Origin of the sequence: Micromonospora sp. M61 (genome assembly GCF_018070245.1) — a bacterium.
Classification (GTDB): domain Bacteria; phylum Actinomycetota; class Actinomycetes; order Mycobacteriales; family Micromonosporaceae; genus Micromonospora; species Micromonospora zamorensis.
The window spans coordinates 82,792-109,481 of record NZ_JAGPYA010000001.1 but is presented as its reverse complement, the minus strand read 5'-3'; the positions used below and the strand labels follow the sequence as shown (position 1 = coordinate 109,481).

At 71.2% G+C, this 26,690-nt stretch carries 28 protein-coding genes; 5 read left to right on the top strand and 23 right to left on the bottom strand.

Annotated features, from left to right (window positions below):
• Positions 1 to 140: 140 nt before the first annotated feature.
• From nfi to KBX34_RS00485, 7 genes are all read right to left on the bottom strand, one after another.
• Positions 141 to 806, bottom strand: a complete 666-nt coding sequence (gene nfi / locus KBX34_RS00515; protein ID WP_307871300.1) for a deoxyribonuclease V — start codon at positions 804 to 806, stop codon at positions 141 to 143.
• Between the two features lie 140 nt (positions 807 to 946).
• On the bottom strand, positions 947 to 1,240 hold the full coding sequence (locus tag KBX34_RS00510; RefSeq protein ID WP_210922613.1) for a hypothetical protein: 294 nt from the start codon (positions 1,238 to 1,240) through the stop codon (positions 947 to 949).
• Positions 1,241 to 1,316: 76 nt separating this feature from the next.
• Positions 1,317 to 1,976 carry a tetratricopeptide repeat protein gene (locus tag KBX34_RS00505; protein WP_307871286.1) on the bottom strand — a complete coding sequence of 220 codons (660 nt, stop codon included), beginning with the start codon at positions 1,974 to 1,976 and terminating at the stop codon, positions 1,317 to 1,319.
• Positions 1,977 to 2,014: 38 nt separating this feature from the next.
• Positions 2,015 to 2,449: a hypothetical protein gene (locus KBX34_RS00500; RefSeq protein ID WP_210922611.1), complete on the bottom strand. Its 435-nt coding sequence runs from the start codon at positions 2,447 to 2,449 to the stop codon at positions 2,015 to 2,017.
• Positions 2,449 to 6,846 carry a toxin glutamine deamidase domain-containing protein gene (locus KBX34_RS00495; RefSeq protein ID WP_210922609.1) on the bottom strand — a complete coding sequence of 1,466 codons (4,398 nt, stop codon included), beginning with the start codon at positions 6,844 to 6,846 and terminating at the stop codon, positions 2,449 to 2,451. The genes KBX34_RS00500 and KBX34_RS00495 overlap by 1 nt, the downstream gene beginning before the upstream one ends.
• Before the next feature lie 15 nt (positions 6,847 to 6,861).
• Positions 6,862 to 7,194, bottom strand: a complete 333-nt coding sequence (locus KBX34_RS00490) for a hypothetical protein (RefSeq protein ID WP_099850694.1) — start codon at positions 7,192 to 7,194, stop codon at positions 6,862 to 6,864.
• Positions 7,191 to 7,613, bottom strand: coding sequence for a YbaB/EbfC family nucleoid-associated protein (locus tag KBX34_RS00485; protein WP_099850692.1), 423 nt, complete (start codon positions 7,611 to 7,613; stop codon positions 7,191 to 7,193). Before KBX34_RS00485 ends, KBX34_RS00490 begins: the two co-directional genes overlap by 4 nt.
• A gap of 79 nt (positions 7,614 to 7,692) precedes the next feature.
• Here KBX34_RS00485 and KBX34_RS00480 point away from each other — a divergent pair, with 79 nt between their 5' ends.
• The gene (locus KBX34_RS00480; protein WP_210922607.1) at positions 7,693 to 8,934 is read left to right on the top strand and encodes an SUKH-3 domain-containing protein; all 1,242 of its coding nucleotides are present in this window, start codon (positions 7,693 to 7,695) and stop codon (positions 8,932 to 8,934) included.
• Positions 8,935 to 8,944: 10 nt separating this feature from the next.
• Here KBX34_RS00480 and KBX34_RS00475 read toward each other — a convergent pair whose 3' ends face one another.
• The 6 genes from KBX34_RS00475 to KBX34_RS00450 form a co-directional block, all read right to left on the bottom strand.
• The gene (locus KBX34_RS00475; RefSeq protein WP_210922605.1) at positions 8,945 to 9,616 is read right to left on the bottom strand and encodes a hypothetical protein; all 672 of its coding nucleotides are present in this window, start codon (positions 9,614 to 9,616) and stop codon (positions 8,945 to 8,947) included.
• A 58-nt stretch (positions 9,617 to 9,674) separates the two neighbouring features.
• A complete protein-coding gene (locus tag KBX34_RS00470) occupies positions 9,675 to 10,352 on the bottom strand; it encodes a M15 family metallopeptidase (protein WP_210922603.1) in 678 nt (225 codons plus the stop codon).
• Positions 10,349 to 11,479 (bottom strand): D-alanine--D-alanine ligase family protein, encoded by a 1,131-nt coding sequence (locus KBX34_RS00465; protein WP_210922601.1) that lies wholly within the window; start codon positions 11,477 to 11,479, stop codon positions 10,349 to 10,351. The genes KBX34_RS00470 and KBX34_RS00465 overlap by 4 nt, the downstream gene beginning before the upstream one ends.
• Complete coding sequence (locus tag KBX34_RS00460) at positions 11,476 to 12,501, bottom strand: threonine/serine dehydratase (protein WP_210922599.1); 1,026 nt, start codon at positions 12,499 to 12,501, stop codon at positions 11,476 to 11,478. The genes KBX34_RS00465 and KBX34_RS00460 overlap by 4 nt, the downstream gene beginning before the upstream one ends.
• Before the next feature lie 72 nt (positions 12,502 to 12,573).
• Entirely contained in the window at positions 12,574 to 13,638 is a 1,065-nt protein-coding gene (locus KBX34_RS00455; protein ID WP_307871285.1) for a HAMP domain-containing sensor histidine kinase, read from the bottom strand.
• Positions 13,635 to 14,300 (bottom strand): response regulator transcription factor, encoded by a 666-nt coding sequence (locus tag KBX34_RS00450; RefSeq protein ID WP_210922598.1) that lies wholly within the window; start codon positions 14,298 to 14,300, stop codon positions 13,635 to 13,637. The genes KBX34_RS00455 and KBX34_RS00450 overlap by 4 nt, the downstream gene beginning before the upstream one ends.
• A gap of 237 nt (positions 14,301 to 14,537) precedes the next feature.
• Here KBX34_RS00450 and KBX34_RS00445 point away from each other — a divergent pair, with 237 nt between their 5' ends.
• The 3 genes from KBX34_RS00445 to KBX34_RS00435 are packed head-to-tail and all read left to right on the top strand — an operon-like array spanning position 14,538 to position 17,710.
• Positions 14,538 to 15,821 (top strand): GAF domain-containing protein, encoded by a 1,284-nt coding sequence (locus KBX34_RS00445; protein ID WP_210922596.1) that lies wholly within the window; start codon positions 14,538 to 14,540, stop codon positions 15,819 to 15,821.
• A 39-nt stretch (positions 15,822 to 15,860) separates the two neighbouring features.
• Positions 15,861 to 17,366 (top strand): aldehyde dehydrogenase, encoded by a 1,506-nt coding sequence (adh, locus tag KBX34_RS00440; protein WP_210922594.1) that lies wholly within the window; start codon positions 15,861 to 15,863, stop codon positions 17,364 to 17,366.
• On the top strand, positions 17,366 to 17,710 hold the full coding sequence (locus tag KBX34_RS00435) for a DUF779 domain-containing protein (RefSeq protein WP_374223637.1): 345 nt from the start codon (positions 17,366 to 17,368) through the stop codon (positions 17,708 to 17,710). The genes adh and KBX34_RS00435 overlap by 1 nt, the downstream gene beginning before the upstream one ends.
• A 161-nt stretch (positions 17,711 to 17,871) precedes the next feature.
• Here the strand turns inward: KBX34_RS00435 and KBX34_RS00430 are convergent, their stop codons facing one another.
• The 8 genes from KBX34_RS00430 to KBX34_RS00395 form a co-directional block, all read right to left on the bottom strand.
• A complete protein-coding gene (locus KBX34_RS00430; protein WP_247671300.1) occupies positions 17,872 to 18,663 on the bottom strand; it encodes a G5 domain-containing protein in 792 nt (263 codons plus the stop codon).
• A gap of 257 nt (positions 18,664 to 18,920) precedes the next feature.
• A complete protein-coding gene (locus KBX34_RS00425) occupies positions 18,921 to 19,730 on the bottom strand; it encodes an ABC transporter permease (RefSeq protein WP_307871284.1) in 810 nt (269 codons plus the stop codon).
• Positions 19,727 to 20,635: an ABC transporter permease gene (locus KBX34_RS00420; RefSeq protein WP_210922590.1), complete on the bottom strand. Its 909-nt coding sequence runs from the start codon at positions 20,633 to 20,635 to the stop codon at positions 19,727 to 19,729. The genes KBX34_RS00425 and KBX34_RS00420 overlap by 4 nt, the downstream gene beginning before the upstream one ends.
• On the bottom strand, positions 20,632 to 21,786 hold the full coding sequence (locus KBX34_RS00415; RefSeq protein WP_210922588.1) for an ABC transporter ATP-binding protein: 1,155 nt from the start codon (positions 21,784 to 21,786) through the stop codon (positions 20,632 to 20,634). The genes KBX34_RS00420 and KBX34_RS00415 overlap by 4 nt, the downstream gene beginning before the upstream one ends.
• 5 nt (positions 21,787 to 21,791) lie before the next feature.
• Positions 21,792 to 22,976 carry a spermidine/putrescine ABC transporter substrate-binding protein gene (locus tag KBX34_RS00410; protein WP_210922587.1) on the bottom strand — a complete coding sequence of 395 codons (1,185 nt, stop codon included), beginning with the start codon at positions 22,974 to 22,976 and terminating at the stop codon, positions 21,792 to 21,794.
• 244 nt (positions 22,977 to 23,220) lie between these two features.
• The gene (locus tag KBX34_RS00405) at positions 23,221 to 23,415 is read right to left on the bottom strand and encodes a DUF397 domain-containing protein (RefSeq protein WP_210922586.1); all 195 of its coding nucleotides are present in this window, start codon (positions 23,413 to 23,415) and stop codon (positions 23,221 to 23,223) included.
• On the bottom strand, positions 23,406 to 24,149 hold the full coding sequence (locus tag KBX34_RS00400; RefSeq protein ID WP_210922763.1) for a Scr1 family TA system antitoxin-like transcriptional regulator: 744 nt from the start codon (positions 24,147 to 24,149) through the stop codon (positions 23,406 to 23,408). The genes KBX34_RS00405 and KBX34_RS00400 overlap by 10 nt, the downstream gene beginning before the upstream one ends.
• 359 nt (positions 24,150 to 24,508) lie before the next feature.
• A complete protein-coding gene (locus KBX34_RS00395; RefSeq protein WP_088946295.1) occupies positions 24,509 to 24,880 on the bottom strand; it encodes a DUF3499 domain-containing protein in 372 nt (123 codons plus the stop codon).
• 153 nt (positions 24,881 to 25,033) lie between these two features.
• Between KBX34_RS00395 and KBX34_RS00390 the strand changes: the two genes are divergently transcribed.
• Entirely contained in the window at positions 25,034 to 25,483 is a 450-nt protein-coding gene (locus KBX34_RS00390; RefSeq protein WP_074316962.1) for a metallopeptidase family protein, read from the top strand.
• A gap of 148 nt (positions 25,484 to 25,631) precedes the next feature.
• Here KBX34_RS00390 and KBX34_RS00385 read toward each other — a convergent pair whose 3' ends face one another.
• Positions 25,632 to 25,889: a WhiB family transcriptional regulator gene (locus KBX34_RS00385; RefSeq protein WP_007455784.1), complete on the bottom strand. Its 258-nt coding sequence runs from the start codon at positions 25,887 to 25,889 to the stop codon at positions 25,632 to 25,634.
• A gap of 458 nt (positions 25,890 to 26,347) precedes the next feature.
• A complete protein-coding gene (locus tag KBX34_RS00380; protein WP_210922585.1) occupies positions 26,348 to 26,677 on the bottom strand; it encodes a phospholipase in 330 nt (109 codons plus the stop codon).
• Positions 26,678 to 26,690 lie beyond the last annotated feature (13 nt).

The window sequence follows — 26,690 nt, the reverse complement described above, 5'->3', positions numbered from 1 at the left end:
AAGGTCGGCACGGGTCCGACCGGAGCGCGTTCCGACCGGCCCGCCGGGCGCGATCAGTCGGCGCGCGGTGGGGTCGGGTCGGCGTGCGCGGTGGGGTCGGGTCGGCGCTCGGCGGGGTCGGGTCGGCGCGCTCGGCGCGGTCAGTCGGTCTGTTCGGCGCCGGCGAGGGCGTCGCGGCTGAGTCGGTCGGCGGTGCGGGTGGTCTCCGGCAGCCGGTAGCGCGGGGCCAGCGCGAGCACCTGCGCTGTCGCGTTCTCCAGGCTCATCCGATGCCCGACGCTGACGAAGACCGGCTTCACCCCGTCCTGGGTGCGCAACACCCGGCCGACGACGTCACCGCCGTCGCGCAGCGGCGACCACGCACCCCGCTCGGCGGCCGGCGGATCCCACGTCCCGACCAGCGGCGTCTTCCCCACCCCGATCGCCGGCAGCCCGGTGACCACGCCAAGGTGGCAGGCCAGCCCGAACCGTCGCGGATGGGCCAGACCGTGCCCGTCGCAGACCAGCAGGTCGGGCAGGACGCTCAGGCGGTCCAACGCGGTGAGCAGCGCGGGCAACTCACGAAAGGCGAACAACCCCGGCACGTAGTCGAACGCGGGCTCTTCCACGCTGACCGCGGAATCCACCACCTCCAACGTCGCGGCGTCCAGCACCGTCACGGCCGCCGCCAGGAGGTCACCACCCTGGCCGTACGCGACGTCCAGGCCGGCCACCGTCACGGGCGCGCTGGGGCCCGGCCCGACCAGGTCGACCAATGGCCGCAACTCCTCCTGTACGGCCACCGCCTCCGCCACACTGCCCGGCACCACCACACGGCTCAGCGCTGCTAGCCCCAGCGCCGCCGCCGCTCGCCCCGGCGCCGCGTCCGGCCGTGATCCACTCGACTTCATGAAAATCGGGCTATCCGAAGGACCCGGATGCCCCGATTTCACCAAACCGGAGTCGATCACCCTCGGCGCGAGCCATCGGCGTGAGCCACGGTGGCGTCGTCAGTCGAGATGCTGCCCTGACCCGCGTCCGTGGAGCTGACATCTCGCCCCGCCGCCCCGCCGACGGGGTCGCCGCCGGTCCGACGTCTGGTCGCACCGAAGGCGACCGCGAAGGCAACCCCGAGGGCGACACCGAAGGCCACCCCGCCCTTCGAACCGAAAACGGGAATGCCGACAGCCAGACCGATCATGATGCCGACCGGCCATGCCCAGAGACTGGACTTGATGCTCTCCGTACCGGGTCTTGCCATGCGTCGATGTTATTCGGCTCTGCCACTTTCCCGCCCGCGCCGCCTGCCTTCCGCGACAGCGGCGACCTACGTTCGGTCAGGCAAGGCCCAACCGGTCGCGGGCCTGCTCGATCCACCGGCCGACCCCATGGGCGCCACTGCCGGCCGCCAGCCCAGCGGCCTCGTCGAGCAGCTCACGGGCGGCGTCCCGATCGCCGTCGCCCGCCGCCAGGTCCGCCAGACCGATCAGGTTCGCCGCCACCCCCGCGGTGAAGGACAACTTCCGGCGTAGCCGGGTCGACTCCGTCAGCAACTGCCGCGCCGCGTCGACGCGACCGGCGGCCTGCTCGGCGAAGCAGAGGTGCCGCAGCACGTACGACAGAGTCAGCTCGTCCCCCGCCGCGGTAGCCAACTCCCGAGCCCGGGCGAAGGCAGGGGCAGCGGTCACCTGGTCCTGCCGGATCACCTGGTGGACCGCGCCCACCCAGAAGAGAGACTCGCCCTCACCACGGGCGTCGCCCAGCTCGCGGTAGATGGCGGCTGCCCGTCCGAAGAGCGGCAGCTCCGCAGGGTCCTCCGAACCGGTGTCGATGAAGCGGGCGTGCAGGATCCGGCCACGGGTCAGAGCCACATCAGCGTCCAGCGCCGCGAGATCCCGCTCGGCCTCGTCCAGCGGCTTCGCGTCGCCACCGAACACCGCCCGTTCGTAACGTTCCTGCGCCCGCACCAACCGAGCGTCCAGTCCTACGGTCGTCACCGACCCGCCCTTCCATCGATCCGCTCGCGAAGCAACGCCTACTTTGCCCTCGCTATATCAGGGTCCGCGCCCGGATCACCGGCAGCGCGGAGCTGCTCCTCGAACATCACGAACGTCCGCTGTCGGATCCCGTGAATGAGGGCTCGCTCCTTCGACGTCAGGTGGCGATCTTCGGCCTTCGCCACATCTCTGACCGCCTGTATCGTCTCGTAGAGAGCGAATATCGGGCCGTTGCCCTCCAGATAGTGAGCCCGAAAGCGCTCCACCTCCTGCACGAACTCCTCAGGGGTACGCCGAAAAATATCTCCCCCAACGCCTAGCGTGATCTCTGTAAAGATCTCGTTCTTCTCGTGCCAGCCACCCGTATCGATGGAGACGCGCCACACTCTGGCACCTCCATCTGGCGTTTCCACAATCTTGACCGGGGAGTGGTAGTAGAGGTAGTAGGAGGGAAGTAACAGACCCTCAACCATCAGGTTTTCCCCTCGAATGTTGACTGCAATGCTTGCCAGAACAGCTGTCGTTCACGACGCCGGATACCGGCTGTGATAGCACGCTCGCTTGCCGTCAGGGCTCGGCCATCTATCTCGGCGAGAGCTTCCACGTCGCGACGAACCTCATAGAGAACATGCTCCCAAACCGCGATTGCGTCGAGGGCCGCCAGGTGCAGCCGGAACTCAGCCAGATGTCCATTGCTCATCTGGAGCACGAGCTGCACATCCCGGTAACCGCTGTCCATGGGTGAAATGAAGCGATCGTCATAGCCTACGATGACCGCGGCAGGGTGGTTGGTTACTCGTTCAAGCGCCGCGTAGAGGTCATCGAGGTTACGGAACTCGACTTTCGCACCCGCCAGATCGAGCAACATGGACGCGTCGCCCTGATGCTTGTCCACCTTGTCCTCGGCACGGCGACGGTCCTTGGGCTGAGAACGCCAGCCCGGCTCCCCGACACGTCGATCACCGACCTGGGCCAGGGACATCGCCAACTGATTCAGCTCGGTCTGGGCGACCGCTGCCGCCGCGTAGAGGCTGTCCAGGTAATGCTGCCGATATGAGGGGTCAGCCTGACGGCGCTTGTCGAATCCCGGTTGGTTCGCCGAATCATCCGGCAGTCGGATACTCGCGCTGATCCGCCGCTGGTCGTCGGTGAGCGGCGTCGGCTGGGGCTGGTCCGCGACCCTGTCGGTCGCCGCCTCCGACGACACAGCCTCCGACCGGGCGACGTCTTCGAGCACCTCGGCGAGGACGTCGATGGCCTGCTGATGACCAGCCAGGTGATAGAGAGTCAACGGGCGTGCGGTCAGCGAGTTCGCGAGTTCGGGTGCCGACAGGATCAGGCGCGCCAGGTCTGGATGCCGCACCAACTCCCGGGTCAGACGCTCGGCCAGTTCGGGCTCGTTGGCGGGCGGCTCCCTCCGTGCGTGATCGAGCATGTCGCGGACCCGGCCGTCGCCGAACAGCCGCGCCACATCCCGCGCCGACGACTCATCCAGGTCGGGTACCAGACGACGGAGCGCAGGCGGGTCGATCGCCGCCGCGAAGTCGGCGGGACTCACTCCGGCCGCGAAGATCTCATCCAGGGTGTCTGCCATCGAGACGACAGGGGCCGGACCGCTCGTCGAGGGGTGGCCCCGAAAAGCGCCGGACGAGGTGTCGACGGGCTCAACGTCACCCACATCTGCCGAGCCCGGGCCGTCCAGCAGCAGGTACATCCGGTTGATGTACGGGTCACCGTGGCCGCCGTTGTCGTCCGTCGACGGATGGTCCGGCAGGTCGGGCCGCTCACTGAACCGGCCCCGGGGCAGCCCGCCGAGCGGCATCGGTCGCCCGTCCCCGCTCAGCACCAGCGCGTCGATGCCCACCACGTCGGGATACAGGGGACGGTCCTGGACCACCCCGTTCTGCGGGTCGACGTAGAGCACGGTGCCGTTCTGGTTGAGCGCCACCCAGGCGTGGGAACCGCCGTGCGGCCACTCGGTGACCACGAACGCGTAGCTGCCGTGGCCTCCCAGCAGCAGTTGGTCGCGCAGGTTGCGGTAGCCCCGGTCGGCGGCCTGCCGTGCCTGCTCGGCGTACGGACGCTGGCCGGACGGCGGGGCGAGGAGCTGCTGGAAGCGCCCACCGGTGACGTCCTCCACCCGGCCCGGGCCGCCTGCCTCGCCGCGGATCGGGCGCCGAATGTCCCCGTCCAGGTAGCCGTCGAAGGTACGCGGCGCCGACACTCGTGGCCGCCCGTGCACCCAGGTCTCGAACAACGACAGTGTGCAGTCCAGGCAGTTGATGCCCCGGGTGGCGTCGGCTGCGGGACCTCCGTCGTTCAGCAGTCGGAACCAGCCGCCCCGTCGGGGGTCGGCGGTGCGGGTGATCCTGCCGTCCCACTCGCGGGGCATCTGCCGTTCGACGTCGACCTGGTGCAGGGCGAGCGGTGGGCGCAGCCCCCCGGGCCGCCCATACGGCCGGGAATCGTCGATCGGCGGGGGAACGTCGTCGCCGGTGAGCCGGGACGGCCCGGCAGTTTCCACCGCGCCGAGCGCGAGCGCGCCGACGTCCCTGTTCGCGTGCTCGAAGGTGCCGGCGCCGAGATCCACGACCGGCGGCGCCGTGGTGCCGGCCAGCACCGCATCCGCGAGGTCACGCCATTGGGCGTACGCGCGTGTCTCGTCGTTCGCGGCCCGCTGCCAGCCGTCGGCCCACTGTCGGTGACCTGCTTGGTGCAACTGCCGGGCGTAGGTGGCGTACTCGACCGCCCGGCGATCGTGCTCCGCGGCCCGGGCGCGCAGTCGGGTGGCCTCCGCCTGCCGGCGGTTGTTCTCGAAGCCGGTCCGTTGCGACTCGTAGTGGCCCTGGTAGCGCCGCCGTTCGGCGGCTTCCGCCTCGGCGGCCCACTGCGCCGCGTACCAGTCGTCGGGGTCGATCGCTGGCACGACCGGATCGCCGAACACCACCTCGACGGGGATCGACGCCCTGCCCCTGGCGGGATGGTCGGGTGGGCGCGCCTCCCGTGTCGGGGCGCGCGATGGCACGGCGGATCGGCCCACCACCGTCGGTGTGACCGACGGGCGGTTGGTCGTGCTTGGGGCACCGAAGGTGACCGGCGTTGTCGGGCCGACGGTGGTCGTCGGTGGGGACGCGCCGGTCGACGGAGACCACGTGACCGGGCCAGCGGTGGGGGTGTGCGGCGAACTGCCCGGCGTGACACCGGTGGCCGGTCCGCTGCTCGGCTCGAAGGTCCCGGCCGCAGGTGCGGCCATCGGCGAGAGCCGCGAATCGGTGCCCACCGACGAGAGCGTCGGATCAGCAGCCACCGACGAGAGCGTCGGGTCGGCCGCGACCGGGTGTGCCGCGCCCACCACCTTCGACAGGGGCCCATCCGTCGACGGCGTGGGCTCGGACGGGCGCAGCGAGCGGTCGGCGGCGTCCACGCCGGACACCGCACCCACTGAGGATGGTGACGACCCGTGCAGCTCGGGGGCAACCGCGGGCAGGGCGGAGGCGGCGACGGGCGGCAGATCGGTCACCCGCGACGGGTGAACGCCCGGCTCCGTCGGCATCTCGGCGCGTAGCGGCGTCAGCTGGTCAGGTGACGTGGCGGCGACTGCCGTCGCCTGCACCGGCACCACCGGCGACGAGATCTCCCCCGAAGGCACAACACCCGCCGCAGAAGGCGCGCCCCCGGAAGACGCCGCACCCGAAGACGAGGCCGCGCCCGAAGAAGACGCCCCATCCACAGACGAGGCCGCGCCCAGAGAAGCAGCCCCGCCCGAGGAGGACGCCGCCCCCGAGAGAGCCGAATCCCCCGACACCGCCGCCACGGACGGAAGCGACGGGCTGGCGAATGACGCCCCCGCGAGGGCGTTGGCCTGCGCGTCGAGTCGTGCCCGTAACGCGTGGTCGGTCTGGCCGGTCGCCGAGCCGGTGGCCCCGGACGCGGCAGCGCGTGCCACGTCCTCCACCGAGGTGAGACCCTGGCCGGTGGCCAGGCTGGCAGCGCTGTCGGCGAGCACCTCGCCGGTCATCTCCCGCCCCAGGTGCTCCCCGACCCGGGCCGCCCGCCCGGTGGCGTGCCGGCCCAGGCCGGCGAGCGGAGCCACGGCCCCGCCGGCGAGCCCGCCGACCGCCGATGCGCCGAGGTCGGTCATGTCCAGGCCGTGCGCCCGCCCGGTGGAGTTCTGGTACGCCTGGGTGGCCAGGCTGACGCCGCTCTCCTCGGCGGCCTCCTCCAACCCTCCACGGGTGGCCCGCTTGGCGAGCCCTCGCACGCCACCCCGGGTGACCTCCTTGGCGGCCCGTTCGCCGGCCTCCTTGAGCCCGTGTCTGAGGGACTTGCTGGCCAGTTGACCCATCAGCCGCTTGAAGATCTGCTGGATCAGCAGCCGGGTGGCGGTCATCGCCGCGCCGGCGGCGGGGGTTGCGGCACCGGCGGTCAGCACCGCCGCGACCGCCACCGAGAGCAACTCGATGACCAGGATGCCCAGCTCGATCCAGACTTCCAGCTTGGCGCCCTCGATGTCGCAGCCGCACTCCTCGACCAGCCGGCCCAGGTCGGCGGTGACCGCGAGCAGCACGGGCAGCGGGGCGTCGGCACCCTCGGCGATCTCCCGCCAGGCCGCCACGAACGCCGCGTCGACGGCCCCGACCCCGCCATACCCGTTGTGCACCTCGGCAGCGGCCGTGGCGGCGTCGGTGTGCGGGCCGGCGAGCACTGTGGCGACCTCGTACCACTGGTCGGCGACGTCCCAGACGGCCCGCTCGTTGCCCTCCGGCCACTGCACCCCGACCACCCAGTCCAGGGCCTCGTAGATCCAGCCCGGAACGTCCCAGGGTGCGTGGTCGAGGGGGTGCGGGATCGGGCTCGGCAGCACGCTCATCGGGATCGTCGGCCGTCAGCGCTGGTCGGTGACCCGACCGAACCGGGCGGCGCTGGCCCCGTCGGTCTGCACGCTCGCGTCGACCGCCCGGACCACGTCGCCGCCCAACTCGGTGAGCTGATGCCCGACGCCCGCCCAGGCCCGCAGCACGGTCTGCTCGATCGCGCGGTAGTTGCGTTCGAAAGCGGCGCCGATGTCGTCGCGGCCCCAGGGCCGGGCACCGCTGGCGGCCTCGATCGCACCGCCTTCCGCTGCTCGACGGGCCGTGACCGCCTCGCCGGCGAGCGCCAGGTCGGCACCGCCCCGACGCGCCCGGGACGGATCGAGCCAGAGCTGCCCGTCGGTCATGCCGTCCCCTCACGCCTGCCGAGCACGGCGTCGGCCCGGCCGAGCAGGGCCGCGTAGTCGCCGGTGCGCAGGAAGTCCATCGAGCCGGAGTTGGCCGGCACGGCCTCGGCGACGAGGTCGCGGGTGGCGTCGGCGGCGGCGGTCGCGGCGGCCCGGATCGTTTCGGTGATTTTTCGGCCGAGCGCCCCGGCGTCCCGCTCGCGGTAGACGGCCGGAGTCAGCTCGACCTCGATGACCTCGCCCCGGGCCCCCACGGTGGCGGTGACCTGCCCGTCGGCCGAGCGGCGGGTCACCCGCAGCTCGGCGAGCCTCGTCTGCAGGGTGTCCAAACCGGACCTGAGCTGCTGATATTGCCCGTACACGTCGTCGAACCGGGCCCGTAGCTCGCGGTTGGCGTGCCGGTCCACATGTTCGCTCACCGCCGCCCCTCCCGTCACCGTCGGTAGAGCAGCACCATACCGGCTGCCATCGATCCGTGTAGTCCGGTAGTTTCAGTGCGTGATCGACCGTCAACAGGCCGAGCAGCTCGCGGCCACCTGGGCCCGCCGCGACTCGCAGCGCCTCGGGCACGAGTGCACAGCGATGGTCGACGAGTTCGACCTCGGCTTCGTCATCACGTCGGTGGTGCCCACCGAGGTGCGTACGGTCCCGGGGGACCTGCCGACGACGGTCATCGACAAGCAGACCGGCACTGTCACCACCTGGCCGCGGGTGCCGAGCGACGTGGTGGCGGATCTGTACCGACGCAGCCGTCCCACCGGGCCGGCCTCTCCCCGCACCGTCGACCCGTCGAGTCTGCTGGCCCGGGAGATCCACCGGGCAGCCACCCCGAACACCGCCGCCCATCTGGCGCTCGACGGGCGGATCTGGACCGCCCAGGGCACCAGGGCCGACGTCCCGCTCAACCATCACCCGCTGGTCCGCGACTACCTGGACCAGCTACCCCCTGGCGATCTGGTCCGGGGCGGGGAGTCGCACGCCGAGCTGATCGTGGTCTCCGACGTCCTGCACGAGTACGACCACCGCCGGGCCGCCGAGGGCATCGCGCCGATGGGTCGGGCCGAGGCGGCGGCGCTGCTGGGGGGTGCCCGGTTCGAGATCTTCCGGATCCGGGAGCCGGGCGATCCGGCTGGTGGCCCCGCCGAGCTGCCCTGCGACTCGTGCATCACCTTCCTGGTGCGCGCCAACGTCCTGCCGGAGTCGGCTCGGGCATACACCGAACCCTGGCGTGCGCCGGCGGCAACCGACCCTGAACCTGGGCGCTTCCCGGCGGAGGTCGCCAACGCGCTGGTCGCGGCCGGGTGGCGACCGCACATCGGGGACCAGATCATGGCCGCCGCGGCCGTGCGGGACGTCACCGCCGTGTCGGGGCTGACCCATCAGCACACGGTCTTTCCCGCGGCCGTGGAGGCGCTGACCGCGTTTCCCAGCCTGGTCGGCGCGCGGCGCGGGCGGGGCGAGCAGGTGTGGATCTCCCGTTTCGACATCCGCCCGCACACCATCGCCCACACCGCCGACACCCTCGCGGACTTCGGCGCTGTCCTCGGCGTACGCCTCTTTCCGATCGGCACCGAGCAGCAGGACAGCATCCTCGCAGTGGACGAGCGTGGCCGGGTCTTCGCGCTCGATCAGGCCGGCGAGTGGTTCCTCGGCGACTCCATCGACAGCGCGCTGACGACTCTGCTGCTGGGCCGCGCACCGGCCCGGGTCCGCGACGACGGCACCTGGCAGGCCGACTGAGGCTGGAGGGTCAGCGGACGACCTCGACCGTGTTGCGGCGGATGAGGTTCTTGCCCGGCTCCCGGATCTGCGCCATCGCCGCGTCGTTGAGCAGCACACAACTGCCCGACGGGCCGGTCACCGTCACCGTCGTCACCCGGTTGTTGTCCAGGTTGGTCACGCGCAGCCGGGTGCCCACCGGGAACTGTCCACTGGTCGCCGCGGGCGCCCCGACCTCGGCGAAGAAGGTAATCGGCCCCGAGCAGGCCGAGCTGGGTGCCGGGCCGGGCGCGCCGGGAGACGCGACGCCGGGACGGACCGTGCCGGCAGGTGGCTGCCCGACGGGCGCCGCTCCGTCCAGCCGCTCCACCACGTTGCGGCGGATCACGTTCTTGCCCGGCTCCCGGACCAGCTCCATGGCGGCGGCGTTGAGCAGCACACAGCTACCCGACGGGCCGGTCACCGTCACCGTGGCAGCCCGGTTGTTGTCCAGGTTGGTCACCCGCAACCGGGTACCCACCGGGAAACGGTCGCTGGTGGCCGCCGGCGCACCGCCCTCCGCCGAGAACGTGACCGAGCCGGAGCAGACGGACGACCGTGCCGGGGTGGTGCCGGCGAACCCGAAGCTGGTCCCCACCGCCACACCCGCGGCGGCGACGACCGCCACGGTCGCCGCCAGCACGTGCCTGCGCTGCACCCTCATCGCCGTCACTCCCGTCCTCGGTGGTGTCCTTCACTCACCTGGTACGGACGGGAGCGCCCTACCGTTCAGCCGGGACGGGTATCGATCGTGCGGCGGCCAGGCCCACCGGCCCGTACCGGGTGCGCGGCGCACCGGTGATCAGCGCCCAGTAACGGTCCCCGTACGACCAGTGCCACCACTCGGTCGGGTAGTTCACCATCCCCGCGCCGCCGAGAGCGTCCACCAGGATCCGCCGGTTTCGGCGGGCGGTGCGACCGATCGTGGGCGCGTCGGTGAAGCAGGCGTCTGCACTGTCCTCCGGGGTCGCGTCGATGGCCGTGCCCAGGTCCAGCTCCATCCCGCCGTCGGTGCACAGGGTCACGTCGACCGCCCCGCCGGTGCTGTGCGGGGCCACGTCGACCGGCGAGACGAACTTGGTGGTCTCCCGGTGCAGTCGCTGCGGGGGCCAGTCCGGGTGCCGTCGGCGCAGCTCGTCCCGGTAGCCGGTGAAGATGGCCAACTGCGCCTGGTACGGGCGGTAACCCTCGACGACCAGCAGGCGCATGCCGGCGGGCAGGTCACGCTGCGCGGCCAGCAGGCGGTCCACGACTCCCGCGCGCAGCCTGGCGTACGCCCCGGCGGGGTCGGCCGCGCGGCCGTCGAGGCGCAGCTCCGGCAGCGCACGCAGGTCCACCAGCGGGTCGCCGTCGTCGGAGCTGGGCACGGCCGCCACCCGGGGATCGGAGAGCAGGATCATCGGGTGTTCCCCACCGGTGTCGCCGGCCGTTCGGCGTGCCGGGCACGGGCCAGCTCGACGAGGCGGTCCACCACCTCCCGGTAGGCGACGCCGACGGCCGCCCACACCTTCGGGTACATCGAGTGCGCGGTGAAGCCGGGCATGGTGTTCAGCTCGTTGACGTACACCTCACCGGTCGTCTCGTCGTAGAAGAAGTCCACCCGGGCCAGGCCCCAACCGCCGATCGCGGCGAACGCGCGCAACGACAGCTCCCGAACCCGCGCGGTCACCTCGTCCGGCAGCGACGCGGGGACGATCATCGGATCGCTGTCGCCGAAGTACTTCTGCTGGTAGTCGAACCATCCGCCGGCGACGCGTACCTCGCCCACCGCCGACGCCTCGGGGCGCCAGCCACCGAGGACCGCGCACTCCAGCTCCCTGCCGGTGACCCCCTGCTCGACCATGACGAGCTGGTCGTGGCGCAGCGCCTCCTCAACGGCGGCGGCCAGGTCGTCACCCTCGCCGACGCGGGAGATGCCGATCGACGAACCCATGCTGGCCGGCTTCACGAAGAGCGGCCGGCGCAGCCCGACGACCAGCTTCTCCGGGTCGTCGGCCGCACGGTAGGTGTGCGCGTCGAACGCGACGTACGGGGTGACCGGAACGCCCTCGGCGCGCAACGCCCGCTTCATCGCCACCTTGTTCATGCCGACCGCCGAGGCGAGGATGCCGCACCCCACGTAGGGCACGTTCAGCGCCTCCAACAGCCCCTGCACCACACCGTCCTCACCGAACGGGCCGTGTAGCACCGGGAAGACCACGTCCAGCTCGGCGTGCACCGCGCCGGGGGCGTTGCCGGCGCAGACCTGCACGACGCCGGGACGCGGACCGGCCCGCAGCTCGACCGACGGCCCGGACACCACCAGGCGGTCGTCGATGGCCCGCGCACCGGCCGGCCGGTCGCGCAGCTCGGCCAGCAGCGCGTCGGGCAGCAGCCGAAACCCGCCGCTGCGGGTGACACCGATGGCGACAGTGCGGTAGCCGCCGCCGGCGAGCGCCCGGGCCACGCCGAGCGCGGACGCGCAGGACACCTCGTGCTCCGCCGACGGTCCACCGAACAGGATTCCGATCCGAACAGGCGCGCTCACGCCGCCATCCCCTCGACAGTCGTCACCGTGGCGGACCGCTGGGTGGACAACCGAGCCACCACTGACGCCTCCACGTTCCCGCCGGTCAGCACCACGCCGACCGTCCGCCGCCGACCGGGACCCACGCGCTCGTCACCGGCCAGCCGGAGCGCGCCGGCCAGGCCGGCCGCACCGGACGGCTCGGCGAGCACCTTGAGCTCCATCAGGATCAGCCGGAACGCCGCCCCGATCTCGTCGTCGTCGACCCGGACGACCCCGCGCAGCACGTCGCGCACGATGGCGAACGGCAGCTCACCCACACAGGACGGCCGCAGCCCGTCCGCGATCGTGGGCGCCGGCGCGACCGGGACGCGAACACCTGCCGCCAGGCTGCGGGCGAGCGAGTCACAACCGACCGGCTCCACGCCGTACACCTCGATGCCCCTGCCGGCGGCGGCCAGGCACGCGCCGGCCACCCCGCCACCACCACCGACCGGTACGACCAGCGCGTCCAGCGGTGTGCCCGCGCGCTCGGCCTCCTCGATCAACTCCAGGCTGGCCGTGCCCTGCCCGGCGATGACGTCCGGGTGGTCGTACGCGTCGACGACCGGGTGACCGCTCTCGTCGCTGAGCCCGTCGACCACCGCCACCCGCTCCGCGACGTCGGTGCCGGCGAGCACCACCCGCGCCCCCGCCGCGCGGGCCCGGTCGACCTTCGTCGACGCCGCGTCGACCGGCAGCACCACGGTGGCCGTGAGCCCGTGCTCCCGGGCCGCCAACGCCACCGCTATCGCGTGGTTACCGGTGCTCTGCGCGATCACCCCAGTGTGGCCGGAGGCTGCGAGTCGGCCGACCGCCCGCAGCGCACCCCGCATCTTGTACGAGCCGCCGTTCTGGAGGTTCTCGGCCTTGAGCAGGATCCGAGCGCCGGCCAGACCGTCGATCACCGGGGACCGCAGCACGGGTGTGCGGACCACCCGGCCGGCCAGCCAGCGGGCGGCCTCCTCGACATCGGCCCGAACCTGGCCAACGGTGTGTGACATCGTCTTTCTCCTTTCGGGCACACCACAGGCGGGATCCAGCGGTACGCGGGACCCCGGGAGGTGGGTGGAGCGCTAGGTCACATTGGGTAGTTGGACGTCGACCCGCAGACCGCCGTGCTCGGCGGGCCGGGCCGCGATGATGCCGTCGTGCGCCTGGGTGATCGAGCGGGCGATGGCCAGCCCCAGGCCGGCGCCTCCGCCCTGCGAGGTGCGGTCCCGGGCGAGCCGTCGGAACGGCTCGAAGAGACCGGCCACCGCCTCGGCCGGCACCGGCTGACCGGTGTTGACCACGGTCAGCGCGGGCGCGCCGCTCACCGCGACGGTCAGCGAGCCGCCGCGCCGGTTGTACTTGATCCCGTTCTCCACCAGGTTGGTGACCAGGCGTTCCAGCAGCACCCGTTCGCCGACGACGACCCGGGGTGCGAGATGGGTGTCGATGGTGACGCCGGCCTCCCGGGCGCGGTCCTGATACCCGGCGAGCACCGCCTCGACGATCGTGTCCAGCCGCTGCGGGATCCGCGAGCGCAGGCCCTGGTCGCTCTCGCTGAGTGCGAGCAGTCCCTCGATCAGCCGCTCGTTGCGCTCGTTGGTCTCCAGCAGCTGGCTGGTCAACAGCTCCAACTGCTCACTGGTGAGCGCCTGGGCCATGCCGACCTCGATCAGCGTCCGCTGCACCGCCAGCGGCGTACGCAGCTCGTGTGAGGCGTTCGCGGCGAACCGTCGCTGCCCCTCGTATCCGGCGGAGACGCGTTCCATCATCTCGTCGATCGCGCGGGAGAGCTGGGCCAGCTCGTCCCCGCCGCGGGGCCGGATCCGGTGACCGAGGTTCTGCGGGCCGAGGTGCCCGATCGGTCCGACGAGGTCACGGACCGGGCGCAGGCACCAGGCCGCACCGAACCAGAGCGCCACCAGGGCGGTCACGGTGACGAGCAGCACGGACAGCAGGGGCAGCACGAACGCCCCCGGGCGTACGTCGGCGCAGGTCGAGATCAGACCGGGCACCGGCAGGTCGCAGAGCTGCTGCCCCCAGGTCCAGGTCACCCCCGACACCCACCTGCCCATGGTCGGCAGCAGCGGCCCGGCCAGCAGTGCCAGCAGGCCCACGAGCAGCACCCGACGTCGGGGCGTCCAGGTCACGCCGTCCCACCGATGCGGTAGCCGGCCTTCGGCACGGTGTGGATGACCGCCGGGTCGCCGAGCTTCCTGCGCAACGTCATCACGGTGACCCGTACGGCGTTTGTGAACGGGTCGGCGAACTCGTCCCAGGCCTGTTCCAACAACTCCTCGGCGCTGACCACCTGCCCGTCCGCGCGCAGCAGCACGTGCAGCACCGCGAACTCCTTCGGGCTCAGCGCGAGCGGGCGGCCGTCCCGGGTGGCCACGTGTCGGCCCACGTCCAGCGCCAGGCCGTCCTGGGCGAGCACCGGTGGCAGTGCCGGCGCGGACCGTCGACCGAGGGCCTGCACCCGGGCGACCAGCTCGGCGAAGGCGAACGGCTTGGTCAGGTAGTCGTCGGCACCGAGACCGAGACCCTCCACCCGGTCCCGGATGCCGGCTGCGGCGGTGAGCAGCAGCACCCGGGTGCCGACCTGTGAGTCGGTGATGCTGCGGCAGACCTCGTCACCGGTGTGCCCCGGCATGTCCCGGTCCAGCACCGCGACGTCGTACCGGTTGACCCCGATCCGCTCCAGCGCGCCGTCACCGTCGTAGCAGACGTCGACGGCCATCGAGAGGCGGCGCAGCCCTTGGGCCACCGTGTCCGCCAACAACCGCTCGTCGTCCGCCACCAGCACCCGCACGTGTCCGCTCCCCCGAGTTCCGCTTGCCCGGCATACCGTCGCAGGCCCGGGTTAAGGGTTCTGTAAGGACCCGCGGAAGCCATCCTCCACGGCAGCGACCAGCGGACAAACGATTGCAACCCTCGCCCTGCCGGCTTCGTCCCGTGCCGCGCCGTCTGCGCCCAGGGGTCCGGCGGCCACGGCGGTTGGCGATCGAGGGTGAGCTGCGTCACGATGGGGGCCGAGGAGGTCGCCCTGATGGCTGACCCGTGGCTCGCCCTGGAGTTCGGCGTCGATCCGGCGGAACGGATCGCGCAGGTCGGTGCCGCCCACGAAGCCTTCCTCACCGCCGGCGCCGCGCCACACCGGGTGCGGGACGTGGTGCGCCGCTCCTGGGAGCGCTCGGCACGACTCGACCCCGAGGCCACCCCACCTGTCGACCTGGCCGACGACGTCCTGGCCGCGTACCGGGCCGTTCACCCGTTGGCCCGGGTGCTGCCGCTGTTCCGGGACCTGCTCGGCGGCATCGCCCAGGACGGCGCGCACCTGATGGCGGTCTGCGACGCGGACGGGCGACTGCTGTGGGTCGAGGGGCATCCGGGCGTGCTCCGGCACGCCGAACGGATGAACTTCGTGCCCGGCGCCCGCTGGGACGAGACGCACGCCGGCACCAACGCGCCCGGCACCGCGCTGGCCGTCGACCACAGCGTGCAGATCTTCGCCACCGAGCACTTCAGCCGCCCGGTGCAACGCTGGACGTGCGCGGCCGCGCCGATCCACGACCCCACCACCGGGCGACTGCTCGGCGCGATCGACATCACCGGCGGGGACCACCTGGCCAATCCGCACAGCCTGGCCCTCGTCCGTGCCACCGCCCGGGCCGCCGAGGCGCAGCTCGCCGCCAGCCAACCGGTGGAGCCCGGCGTCACCACAGTGACCGCGCTCGGTCGCGACGAGGCGGAACTGCGGGTCGACGGCCGGCGGATCCGACTCGGTCGCCGACACAGCGAGTTGCTGGTGCTGCTGCTGCACCACCCGGAGGGACGCACAGGCGTTCAGCTCGGCCTCGACCTGTACGGCGACGACCGGCTGCACCCGGTCACCCTGCGCGCCGAGCTGTCCCGGTTGCGCCGGGTGCTCGGCCCCGAGCTGCTCGACTCCCGCCCCTACCGGCTGCGCGGCACTGTCCGCGCCGACTTCACCACCCTCGCCCACCGGCTGGACCAGGGCGATGCGGCGGGCGCGCTCGACGCGTACCCCGGGCCGTTGCTGCCCGGCTCGGACGCGCCGGGAGTGACGCGACTGCGCCGGCTGATCGACGGTCACCTCCGCGCGGCCGTGCTGGCCACCGCGGACCCGGCGCTGCTCGCGGCCTGGACCGCGACGCCCGCCGGCGCCGACGACCTGGTCGCGTGGCAGGCCCTGGCGCGGGCGTTGCCGCTGGGCGCGCCGCGTCGGCCCCTCGCCCTCGCGCGCATCGACCAGCTCGCCAGGGAGTACGCGTTGGAGCGCGCAACGTTCCTGCAACGTCCGCGAAACTAGCCTTCCCGCCGTCATCCCCCATCGACGGCGGAGGTCACCATGACGCGCTACGACGCGCCCACCCACTGGCAGTCCCGTTACGACCACTACATCGGCGGCGAGTACGTCAAGCCGCACGGCGGCGCCTACTTCGAGAACCCCACCCCGGTCACCGGGCAGACCTTCACCGAGGTCGCCCGTGGCACCGCCCCCGACGTGGAGAGGGCCCTGGACGCCGCGCACGGCGCCGCCGACGCGTGGGGGCGCACCTCGGTGGGCGAACGGGCGTTGATCCTCAACCGGATCGCCGACCGCATGCAGGAGAACCTGGAGTCGCTGGCCATCGCCGAGAGCTGGGAGAACGGCAAACCGGTCCGGGAGACCCTCGCCGCCGACATCCCGCTCGCCATCGACCACTTCCGCTACTTCGCCGGGGCGATCCGGGCCCAGGAGGGCTCACTCGGCGAGATCGACGACGACACCGTGGCATACCACTTCCACGAGCCGCTCGGCGTGGTTGGGCAGATCATCCCGTGGAACTTCCCGATCCTGATGGCGACCTGGAAGCTGGCGCCCGCGCTGGCCGCCGGCAACGCCGTGGTGCTCAAGCCGGCCGAGCAGACCCCGGCGTCCATCCACTACTGGCTGTCGCTGGTGGCGGACCTGCTGCCGCCGGGCGTGCTCAACATCGTCAACGGTTTCGGCGTGGAGGCCGGTAAGCCGCTGGCCTCCTCGGCCAGGGTCGCAAAGGTGGCCTTCACCGGTGAGACCACCACCGGGCGGCTGATCATGCAGTACGCCAGTGAGAACATCAAACCGGTCACCCTGGAGCTGGGCGGCAAGAGCCCGAACATCTTCTTCGACGACGTCAGCGCCGCATCGGACGACTTCCTGGACAAGGCCCTGGAAGGCTTCACCATGTTCGCGCTCAACCAGGGTGAGGTCTGCACCTGCCCGTCCCGGGCGCTGATCCAGCAGGGCCACTACAGCGACTTCCTCGCCGCGGCGGTTTCTCGCACCGAGCAGATCGTGCAGGGGCACCCCCTGGACACCGACACGATGATCGGGGCGCAGGCCTCCAACGACCAGCTCGAAAAGATCCTGTCCTACCTGGACATCGGCCGGCAGGAGGGAGCCCGGGTGTTGACCGGCGGCTCCCGCGCAGACCTGGGCGGAGACCTGTCGGGCGGGTACTACGTTGAGCCGACCATCTTCGAGGGCGACAACTCGATGCGGATCTTCCAGGAGGAGATCTTCGGCCCGGTGGTCTCGGTGACCTCCTTCGCCGACCTCGACGACGCCGTGAAGATCGCCAACGACACCCTGTACGGGTTGGGTGCCGGCGTATGGACCCGGGACATGAACACGGCGTACCGGGCCGGGCGGGCCATCCAGGCCGGCCGGGTGTGGACGAACTGCTACCACGCGTACCCGGCGCATGCCGCGTTCGGCGGGTACAAGCAGTCCGGCATCGGCCGGGAGAACCACAAGATGATGCTGGAGCACTACCAGCAGACGAAGAACCTGCTGGTCAGTTACTCCACCAAGAAGCTCGGCTTCTTCTGATGCCGGTCGTCTCCGTCACCCCCGCCGCGGCCGAGCTGATCCGGTCGCTGCGGGGGCGACACGGCCCACTGATGTTCCACCAGTCCGGCGGCTGCTGCGACGGCAGCGCCCCGATGTGTTACCCGGCGGGCGAGTTCCGGACCGGCTCGTCCGACGTCCTGCTCGCCTCGCTGGCCGTCGACGGGGTGCCGGAACCGGTCGAGTTCTGGATGTCGAAATCCCAGTGGGAGCTGTGGAAACACACGACGCTGACCGTCGACGTGGTCCCGGGCAGAGGCAGCGGCTTCTCCCTGGAAGCACCCGACGGAGTCCGCTTCCTCATCCGCTCCCGCCTGGCCGCCTGACCCCTGACCTGAGCGCCGTTCCCGGGCGGGACGAGCTTCGGGGATAGCTCGCACTGGAGACCGTGATGCCTGTGAGGCATCAAGATGACTCACAGGCATCACGCTCCACACCGCGTCTCGGTCGCGCGAGATGACAATGCGTGATCGCAGGCCATGCAGGATCAGTCGCAGCCGTAGCCGTCCTTGTCGTTGTCGAGGCGGTACTTGTCCGTGCCGATGACCTTGACGGGGCCACGAACGTAGGCCGGTCCGTCGCCGCTGCCGGGCAGGCAGTCGACGTCGCTGGCGATCGGGACGCAGCCGCTGTAGTTCGGGTCGCACTTCGACTGCGCCTTCTTGGTGCCGACGGCTACGACCTGCGTGACCGGCTGCTTCGTCACTGTGGACTTGACCAGTTTCCTGGCCGTGCGCACCCCGTCCGTGGTGGTCACCTCGTACGTCAGGGTCCGTACGCCGTTCACGCCCTTGGTCCGGACGACGCGCTTGCCCTCGGCGAGGGTCGCGTCCTTGACGGTCCGCTCGGTGTAGCGCACGGCGGCTCGCTCCGTCTCGGTCGTCACCCGGACGACCGGCGTGGACGCGGCGCGAGACGGGGACACGGCGTCGGCCGGGGTCGGCGAGGCCGGCACCGCGTCGCTGGGGTCCGGCGTGGCGGATGGGGCGGCGAGCGGCGACGCGGCCTGGGCGTCGGCACCCTCGGTCGGCTCGGCGGGCGCCGCCACGATGGGCTGTTGCGCCTCGGCTGCCGTGCCGGTCCTGGTCGGCTCCGGCTCGCCGGCCAGCGCGCTGATGATGGCGGTGCCGGTGCAGCAGAGCAGCAGGACCGACAGGGTCACCGAGCCGAGGACCACGGCGGCTCGGCGGGCGGGGCTGGCCCGGCGGAACCAGTTCGGTCGGGGCGGCGGACCGGACGACGGCGCGTACGGCGGGCCAGGATTCGGCGGTGGTTGCATCGTCACGGCGATGAGTGTCGTCGCAAACACTGCGCGCAATATCATCCGTCGCGTTGGTCACCTGCGCCGTTCGCCGCGCACCGGTGATCCATGGGCGCTTCCTCGGGCGACGAGACGACACCTGGGACAACCCTCCAGGTCGGCCGGCCGGGGCCGATCGTGCGGCTACATTTGCCAACAAGCGTCGCAAATCCCCACCCACCGTGCCGTCGCACGGTCGGTCACCGGCGGGCGGCAGTGGATGTGTCGAAATGCCGTCAGCGGGCGGGCTCGGAGGTGCGACGGGCCCGTCGACCGCGCAGCGAGCTGAGCCCGACCAGCAGCAGCGCGACCGCGAACATCGCGGTACCGATGACGTTGACCTGTGGTGGGATGCCCCGCTGGGCGGCGCCCCACACGTACATCGGGAACGTGACAGTGGTGCCGGCGTTGAAGTTCGTGACGATGAAGTCGTCGAAGCTCAGCGAGAAGGCCAGCAGCGCGGCGGCCACGATGCCGGGCAGCACCAGCGGCAGGGTGATCCGCCGGAAGGTCTGCCACTCGCTGGCGTAGAGGTCCATGGCGGCCTCCTCCAACCGCCGGTCCATCCCGGCCAGCCGTGCCTTCACGGTGACCACCACGAACGACACACAGAACATGACGTGCGAGATCACGACGGTCCAGAAGCCCTGCGGCACCCCGGCGGACACGAAGAGGGCGAGCAGCGACGTGCCCATCACCAACTCCGGGGTGGCCATCGACAGGAAGACCAGCACGTTGATCGCGGACCGGCCCCGGAAGCGGTGCCGCACCAGCGCGAACGCCATCAGGGTGCCGAGCACTGTCGCGACCACTGTGGCGAGGAACCCGATCTGCACGCTGCGGACCACCGCGTCGCACATGTCCGAGGTGGCGCACGGCCGACGCCAGTTGTCCACTGTGAACTCGTTGAAGTCGTACGACAGCCGGCTCGACGGGCGGTTGAACGACAGGGCGGCCACCACCAGGATCGGCAGCGCCAGGTAGCCGAGGACCAGCAGTGCCACGATCATCACCCAGCGGTCGGCGAGCCATCGCCAGAGTCTCACCGCACCGCCTCGGTGCCGGCCCTGCGCAGCCAACCGAAGACCATCGCGAGGATCGCCGCCATCAGCAGGACCGACAGCGCGGCACCCTGCGGGTAGTCCAGCCGGACCAGGAACGCCGAGTCGACGACGTTGCCGACCATGTACTCGTTCGGGGTGCCGAGCAGCTCCGCGTTGATGTAGTCCCCGCTGGCCGGGATGAAGAACAGCAGTGCGCCGGCGACCAGGCCGGGCATGGACAGCGGCAGGGTCACCCGGCGAAACGCCTGCACGGGGCTCGCGTACAGGTCGCCGGCCGCCTCCAGCAGCCGACGGTCCAACCGCTCCAGGCTCGCGTACAGCGGCAGCACCAGAAACGGCAGGAAGGTGTACGTCAGGCCGAGCACCACCGCGAACGGGGTGGCCAGCAGCCGACCGTCCGGGGCGAGCAGGTGCACGTCGCGCAGCAGGCCGACGAGCACCCCGTTGTCCGACAGGATCGTCTTCCACGCCAGCGTGCGGACCAGGAAGCTGGTGAACATCGGCGCGACCACGCACACCAGCAGCAGGTTCTTCCAACGACCGGCCTTCTGCGCGATCGCGTACGCCAGCGGGTAGCCCAGCAGCAGCGCCAGCAGCAACGCCAGCGCGGCGTAGCCGAACGAGCGCACGAACTGCGGCCAGTACGCCTGCAACACGTCCGGGTAGTTGCCGACTGCCCAGGTCATCGCGTACCCGGTGGAGAGCGAGCCGCCGGGGTCGTAGAGGCTGGCTGCGGCGAGCTGCCCCAGCGGCACACCAAAGAAGATCAACAGCCAGGCCACACCGGGCAACACCAGCAGGTACGGCAGGAGCCGGCGCCGCCCGGACCGGGCTGCCGGTGGCGCGGGCGGCGGCTGCCCCGGTCCGGTGGGAGCCAGCAGGGTCACGACGACGCGCCCACCGGCTGGTCCGGCACCACCGGGACCGGCCGTTCGGTGTCGGCGGCGTCCCGGGGCAGCAGGAACGCGTGCCGTGGATCCCAGCACGCCACGGCCGCACTGCCGACCGCGATCCGCGTCGACGTCCCCGTGTTGGCCGCGAACACCGACAGCTCGCTGCCCCAGCCGGTGCGCAGCAGGTACTGCGTGCTGACCCCCAGATAGGAGGCGTCGATGACCACACCGGTGACGTGCTGATGACCCACTGGCACCTGGTCGGCGGAGCCGACCAGAAGCAGCTTCTCCGGGTGTACCCCCAGGTGGACCGGGCCGTGGTCGGCCCGGGCCCGGCCGGCGGGCACCGAGAAGCGCGCGCCGTGCGCCGTCATCACGACGTCGCCGCCGCTGACACCGCCGGCCTCGCCGGCCAGCAGGTTGGACCGGCCCAGGAAGTTCGCGACGAACGCGGTGGCGGGAAACTCGTAGATGTCGGCGGGTGCGCCGAGTTGCTCGATCCGGCCGGCGTTCATCACCGCGACCGTGTCCGCCATGGCCATGGCCTCCTCCTGGTCGTGCGTGACGTGCACGAAGGTGATGCCGACCTCGGTCTGGATGCGCTTCAGCTCGATCTGCATCTGCCTGCGCAGCGTCAGGTCGAGGGCACCCAACGGCTCGTCGAGCAGCAGCACCTGCGGCCGGTTGACCAACGCACGGATCAGCGCGACCCGTTGCTGCTGACCGCCGGAGAGCTGGGCCGGGCGGCGGCTGCCGTAGCCGTCGAGTCGCACCAGCGACAGCATCCGGTTGACCTCGACGTCAACCGGGCGGATGCCGCGTCGGCGCAGCCCGAACGCCACGTTCTCGAAGACGGTGAGGTGCGGAAAGAGCGCGTAGCTCTGGAAGACGGTGTTGACCGGTCGCTGGTGCGGACGCAGCCGGCCGATGTCCCGGTCACCGAGCAGCACCTGACCGCTGGTCGGCTCGTCCAGACCGGCGATCATCCGCAGGGTGGTGGTCTTGCCGCAGCCGGACGCGCCGAGCAACGCGAAGAACGAGCCCTGGGCGATCGTCAGGCTGAGGTCGTCGACCGCGGTGAGGGTGCCGAACCGTCTGGTCAGGTTGGCCAGGCGCAGATCGCCGGCGGGTGTTTCACGCGCCATCCTCGTCACGCCCCGATGACCTGCTGGAACTTGCCCTCGTACTCCTTCTCCTGCTTCTCGTCCAAGGCCATGAACAGCGTGGACTTCGACAGCAGGGCCTCGTCGGGGAAGATCAGCGGGTTGGCCGCCAGCTCGGGGTCGATCTTCTCCATCTCGGCCTGTGCGCCCTTGACCGGGCAGATGTAGTTGACGTACGCGGCGAGCCTCGCGGCGACCGCCGGCTCGTAGTAGTAGTTGATGAGCTGCTCGGCGTTCGCCTTGTGGGTGGCCTTGTTGGGCACCATCATGTTGTCGCTGTAGAGCATCACCCCGGAGTCGGGCGCGACGAACTTGATCTTCTCGTCCGCGCCGGATAGCTGGACGACATCGCCGGACCAGCCGATGCAGGCGGCGATGTCGCCCTTGGCCAGGTCGGGTGCGTAGTCGTTGCCGGTGAACCTGCGGATCTGCCCTGAGTCGACGGCCTTCTTGAGCGTGGTGAGCGCGTCGTCGAACTGCGCGCTCGTGAAGTTGGCCGGGTCGTGCCCCGCCGCACCGAGCAGCAGGCCCATCGTGTCGCGCATCTCGCTGAGCGCGGTCACCCGGCCCTTGAGGTCGGGGCGGGTGAGCAGCTCGTCGACGGTCCGCAGCTCTTTGGTGACGTTGCCGTTGTACGCCAACCCGGCGAGGCCGGACTGCCACGGGATGGAGAGCCGGTTCTCGGTGTCGAAGGACCGGTCGAGCAGCGACGACAGCAGGTTGGCCCGCACGTTCGGGATGTTCGCCGGGTCGAGCTTCTGGATCCAGCCGAGCCGGCTCATGCGGGCCGCCATCCAGTCGCTCAGCACGATGATGTCCCGGTCGGTGCTCTGGCAGGCGGCGAGCTGGTGCTGCACCTTGCCGAAGAACTCGTTGTTGTCGTTGATGTCCTCGGTGTAGGTGACCGCGATGCCGGTCTTCCGGACGAACTCGTCAAGGCTGGGCCGCTTGGACTCGTCCTTCTCATCCACGTCCAGATACTGCGGCCAGTTGGAGAAGACGAGCTTGCGCTCGGTGCCGGACAGGTCCTCGCTGACGCAGCCGACCTCGGTCTGCTGCGCGCCCTTGGTGCCGCAGCCGGCAAGGCCACCGCCCAGGGCCAGCAGGGCAGCCGAACCGAGAGTGCCGCTGAGTAGTCCACGCCGGGAGAGGGGCCGGAGGGGAGTACGCATCACTTTTCCTCAGGGGTCGGCGCCGTGGACGACTGACACGATGACAAACCGGCGGCACCGGAAGAGCATCGGGGCCAATGCGTCACTGCCCGTGCAGGCGTCGGCCACGCTCAGCTTGATCCACTCGCGTTCCAGGAAGTCGGGGTGTCTCTGCGCCGGGACACCGCGCCTTCCGTGAACCCGAGTGGATCAGCGGCTGGAGTCAGCGGCTGGGATCAGCGGCCGGGGATCAGCGGCCAGGGGGTCAGCAGTCGGACCGACGGACAACGTCGACGAAGGACGACCAGGCGGCCGGCGCGAAGGCCAGGGTGCCGCCGTCGGGGTCCTTGCTGTCGCGCACCAGCACCCGACCGGGCAGGTTGTCGGCCACCTCGACGCAGGCACCACCGTTGTTGCTGCTGCGGGTCGCCGTGCGCCAGCGGGCGTCGGTCATGTCCATGTCGTGGCCACTTCCCTGATCAGCTCGATCGACCGGCGTTGGGGTAGCGCCTCACCGGTGACGCTCTCCCACCTCCGACCCAGGCTAGCGATGTCGACGGGATCGGTCACGACCTGACCGCGGAGCTGGTTGTCGAGATACGCCAATTCCGTCCCGTCGGGCAGGCGGCCCAGCACGAAGGGACCCGCCAGACCGGTGTGCCACGGGCTATCGGCCGGGATGACCCGGACCTGCACGTGCTCCCACTCGGCGACCGCCGCCAAGTGGGTCATCTGTCCGGACATCACGGCGCGGTCGCCGACCAGCCGGCGCAGCACCACCTCGTCGATCACCGTCACGAGCTGCGGCGGCGAATCGCGGCTGAGGACCGCCTGCCGTTCGAGGCGGCTCGCCACGATCAGATCCACCTCGGACGGTGGGAGCAGGCCACCGGTGCCCAGCACCGCGCGGGCGTACCCCTCGGTCTGGAGCAGGCCTGGCACGAGCAGCGGCTCGTACCACCGAATGCCGGTGGCGTCCTGTTCAAGCTCGGCCCACGGTCGAAACCACGGCAGGTCACGGCGGCGGAACGGCTCCGGCCAGAGGTCGGCCGCGTCCCGACGCAGCACCTGGGCCACCGCGACCCGGGTACGCGAGTGCGGGATGCGCCCCGCGGCAAGCCACCGCGCGGCCGTCTTGGGGTCGACGCGAACCTTTTCCGCCAGCGATTCGACAGTCTCCCCCGCCTCGGCCATCGCCACCCGCAACGCCTCGTTCGCCACCGGACCCTCCTGCCCGCCAGGCGTACACGGTGACTTGGCTCGGTGCACGCTGCGGCGCATGCTAACCACGCTGAGTGCCGATGTCTGCGGCTTACCGGCGTGTGGCGGTCGGACGTGTTGGAACGCTTCCCCGGCGCCCCCCGAACGCCCCCAAGGCGTCCCGCAAGGTCCCACCCCGCGCCCCACGCCCCCACGCCCCCACCCCGCCCGCACTGGTTGATCAAGAGGTTTCGGTCACCAAACGGCGCGTTTTTGACGCAAACCTCTTGATCAACGAGGGTGGCGGGGCCCGGAGGGCGGGGCCGGGCCGGCCGCCGGGCGGAGCCCGGCAGTTAGTGGTTGGGCGGGATTACGCGGAGGTGGCCTCGCCGGCCGGTCTGGTTCGGGTTCTCGTGGTGCTGGCCCGGGTCCGGGGGGCGAGGGGCGGGGGCCGGGCGGGCGGCTTCGCGGACCGCCTCGGCCAGCGCCACCAGATCGTCAGTGGTGGGCGGCGGCGGCTCGAACTCACCCTCGTGCCGGACCACGTCCCAGCCACGGGGTGCGGTCAGGCTGCGGGCGTGCGGCTCACACAGGTCGTACGTGTGCGGCTCGGCGAACGCCGCCAGCGGCCCCACCACCGCTGTCGACTCGTTGTAGACATAGGTCAATGTGGCGACCGCTTGCCGGGGGCAGCCGTTACGGGAGCAGCGCCGTGGTGACCTCACAGGCGGCAGGGTATCTCCATTACCGGGTCCGGCGCATCGCTTCGCGTTGCGACACGCCCGTCGTGGTGATCACAGTTGCCCGTCCTGGGCGCGCCGCGCCAGGCGAGCGGCGCTGCCGCTGGCGAGCCCGGCGCGGGCGCTACCCTTTGCCTCATGACGAGCCCGGAACACCGCCGCCCCGGCTCCGGCCGGCGTGCGCACCGTGACCGGCACGGGCGCGGCCTGCGCGGGCGGCTGGTGCCGGCCACCGTGCCGCTGGCGCGGACCAAGGCCGAGGTCTTCGACGACCTGGTCCTGGACACCGTGGAGACGCTGGAGCGTCGGTTCGCCAAGGAGTTGGCCGGGGTCGAGTTCGCCGTCGAGGACGTCCCGCCGGACCTGAACGTGTACGACTCCGATGTGCTGGAGGACGGCGAGGTCCCGCTGGCCCGGCTGCTGCCCGGCCGCCCGGGCCGGCAGGAGGTGCCGCCGCGGATCGTGCTGTACCGGCGACCCCTGGAGTTCCGGGCGATGGACCGTGAGGACCTCGCCGATCTCGTGCATGACGTGATCATCGAGCAGGTGGCGAACCTTCTTGGGGTCGACCCCGACGAGCTGGCCTGAGCGGTCCCCCCGCGAGTCAGGCCGAGCGCTCCCCCGCGAGCGCTCCCCGCGAGTCAGGCCGAGCGCGCCCCCGCACGCCGGACCGTGACCCGATCAGGCAACCTGCCGGGCGAGTCGGGCGGCCCCCACCGCCCCGACCTCGCACCGCTCAGGCGGCCCGCCGCTTCAACTTGCGCCGCTCCCGCTCGGAGAGCCCACCCCAGATGCCGAACCGCTCGTCGTGACCGAGAGCGTATTCAAGGCATTCCGTCTTGACCTCGCAGCGCGAACAGATCCTCTTCGCCTCGCGGGTCGAGCCGCCCTTCTCGGGAAAGAACGCCTCGGGGTCGGTCTGCGAGCACAGCGCTCGCTCCTGCCACTCCGGCGCGTTTCCGAGCAGGTCGGCCACCTCAAGCTGGCCGTCCATCAAATGCCTCCTTGTCGCGCACCGGCGTCATCGCCGCTGCAACCCCCCACGCGAAAGGCGTGCTTGTCCGTCCGGTCCCGTTTTGTTGCGTTCCGTGCGAACAACCCCATTCAAATTACACGCGTGTAATGCGTGCGCCGTCAAGCCAAACTTGATAATGGAGTCGCCCTCCCGACACCCCCGGACGACCACTCGGGCCGTCCAGCCTCGCAACCTGCCCTATCGATTCAGACCCCGGCCGAGTAACGCCCTCTCCGGCGAGTTGCCCGACTTTTCTGCCGTGGCGCTTCCCTGACGAGTCACCGCCAGGACGGCGCCAGCCGCCATCACCGCCAAGCTGATCTTGGTGTGGGACAGGTTAACGCGACACGGCGCAGACTGCCCGTCGAGCTGCGGGCAGCACATGCGCCCCGTCCACAATGTGGACAGGGCGCTGTGGAAAAACCCGTGCGGCGACGTCAGCTGGCGACCCCGAAACCGCTGCTGGGCAACACGAACTCGGCTATCCCTCCACCATGGACAGAAACCGTGCCGGCGGACGTCTTGTCGTCCCACCAGACGGTATAAATTCCGGACGGCAGATCGGGATAGACCGCTGTGTGGAACGAGCCGTCGCGCACCCGGCGCTCACGCACCGCCGAGTGGACCCGCCGCTCGCCCTCGCGGCTGATCTCGATCTCCCGACCGTGCAGATCCGGGCTCGTGTAGACGATCAGGGCACCGGTGTCGCCGCCCAGATCGAGGACGACGCTCCCGGTCTCCGACGGCCCGTACGCGTGCTCGTGCATGCTCCGCTCCCCC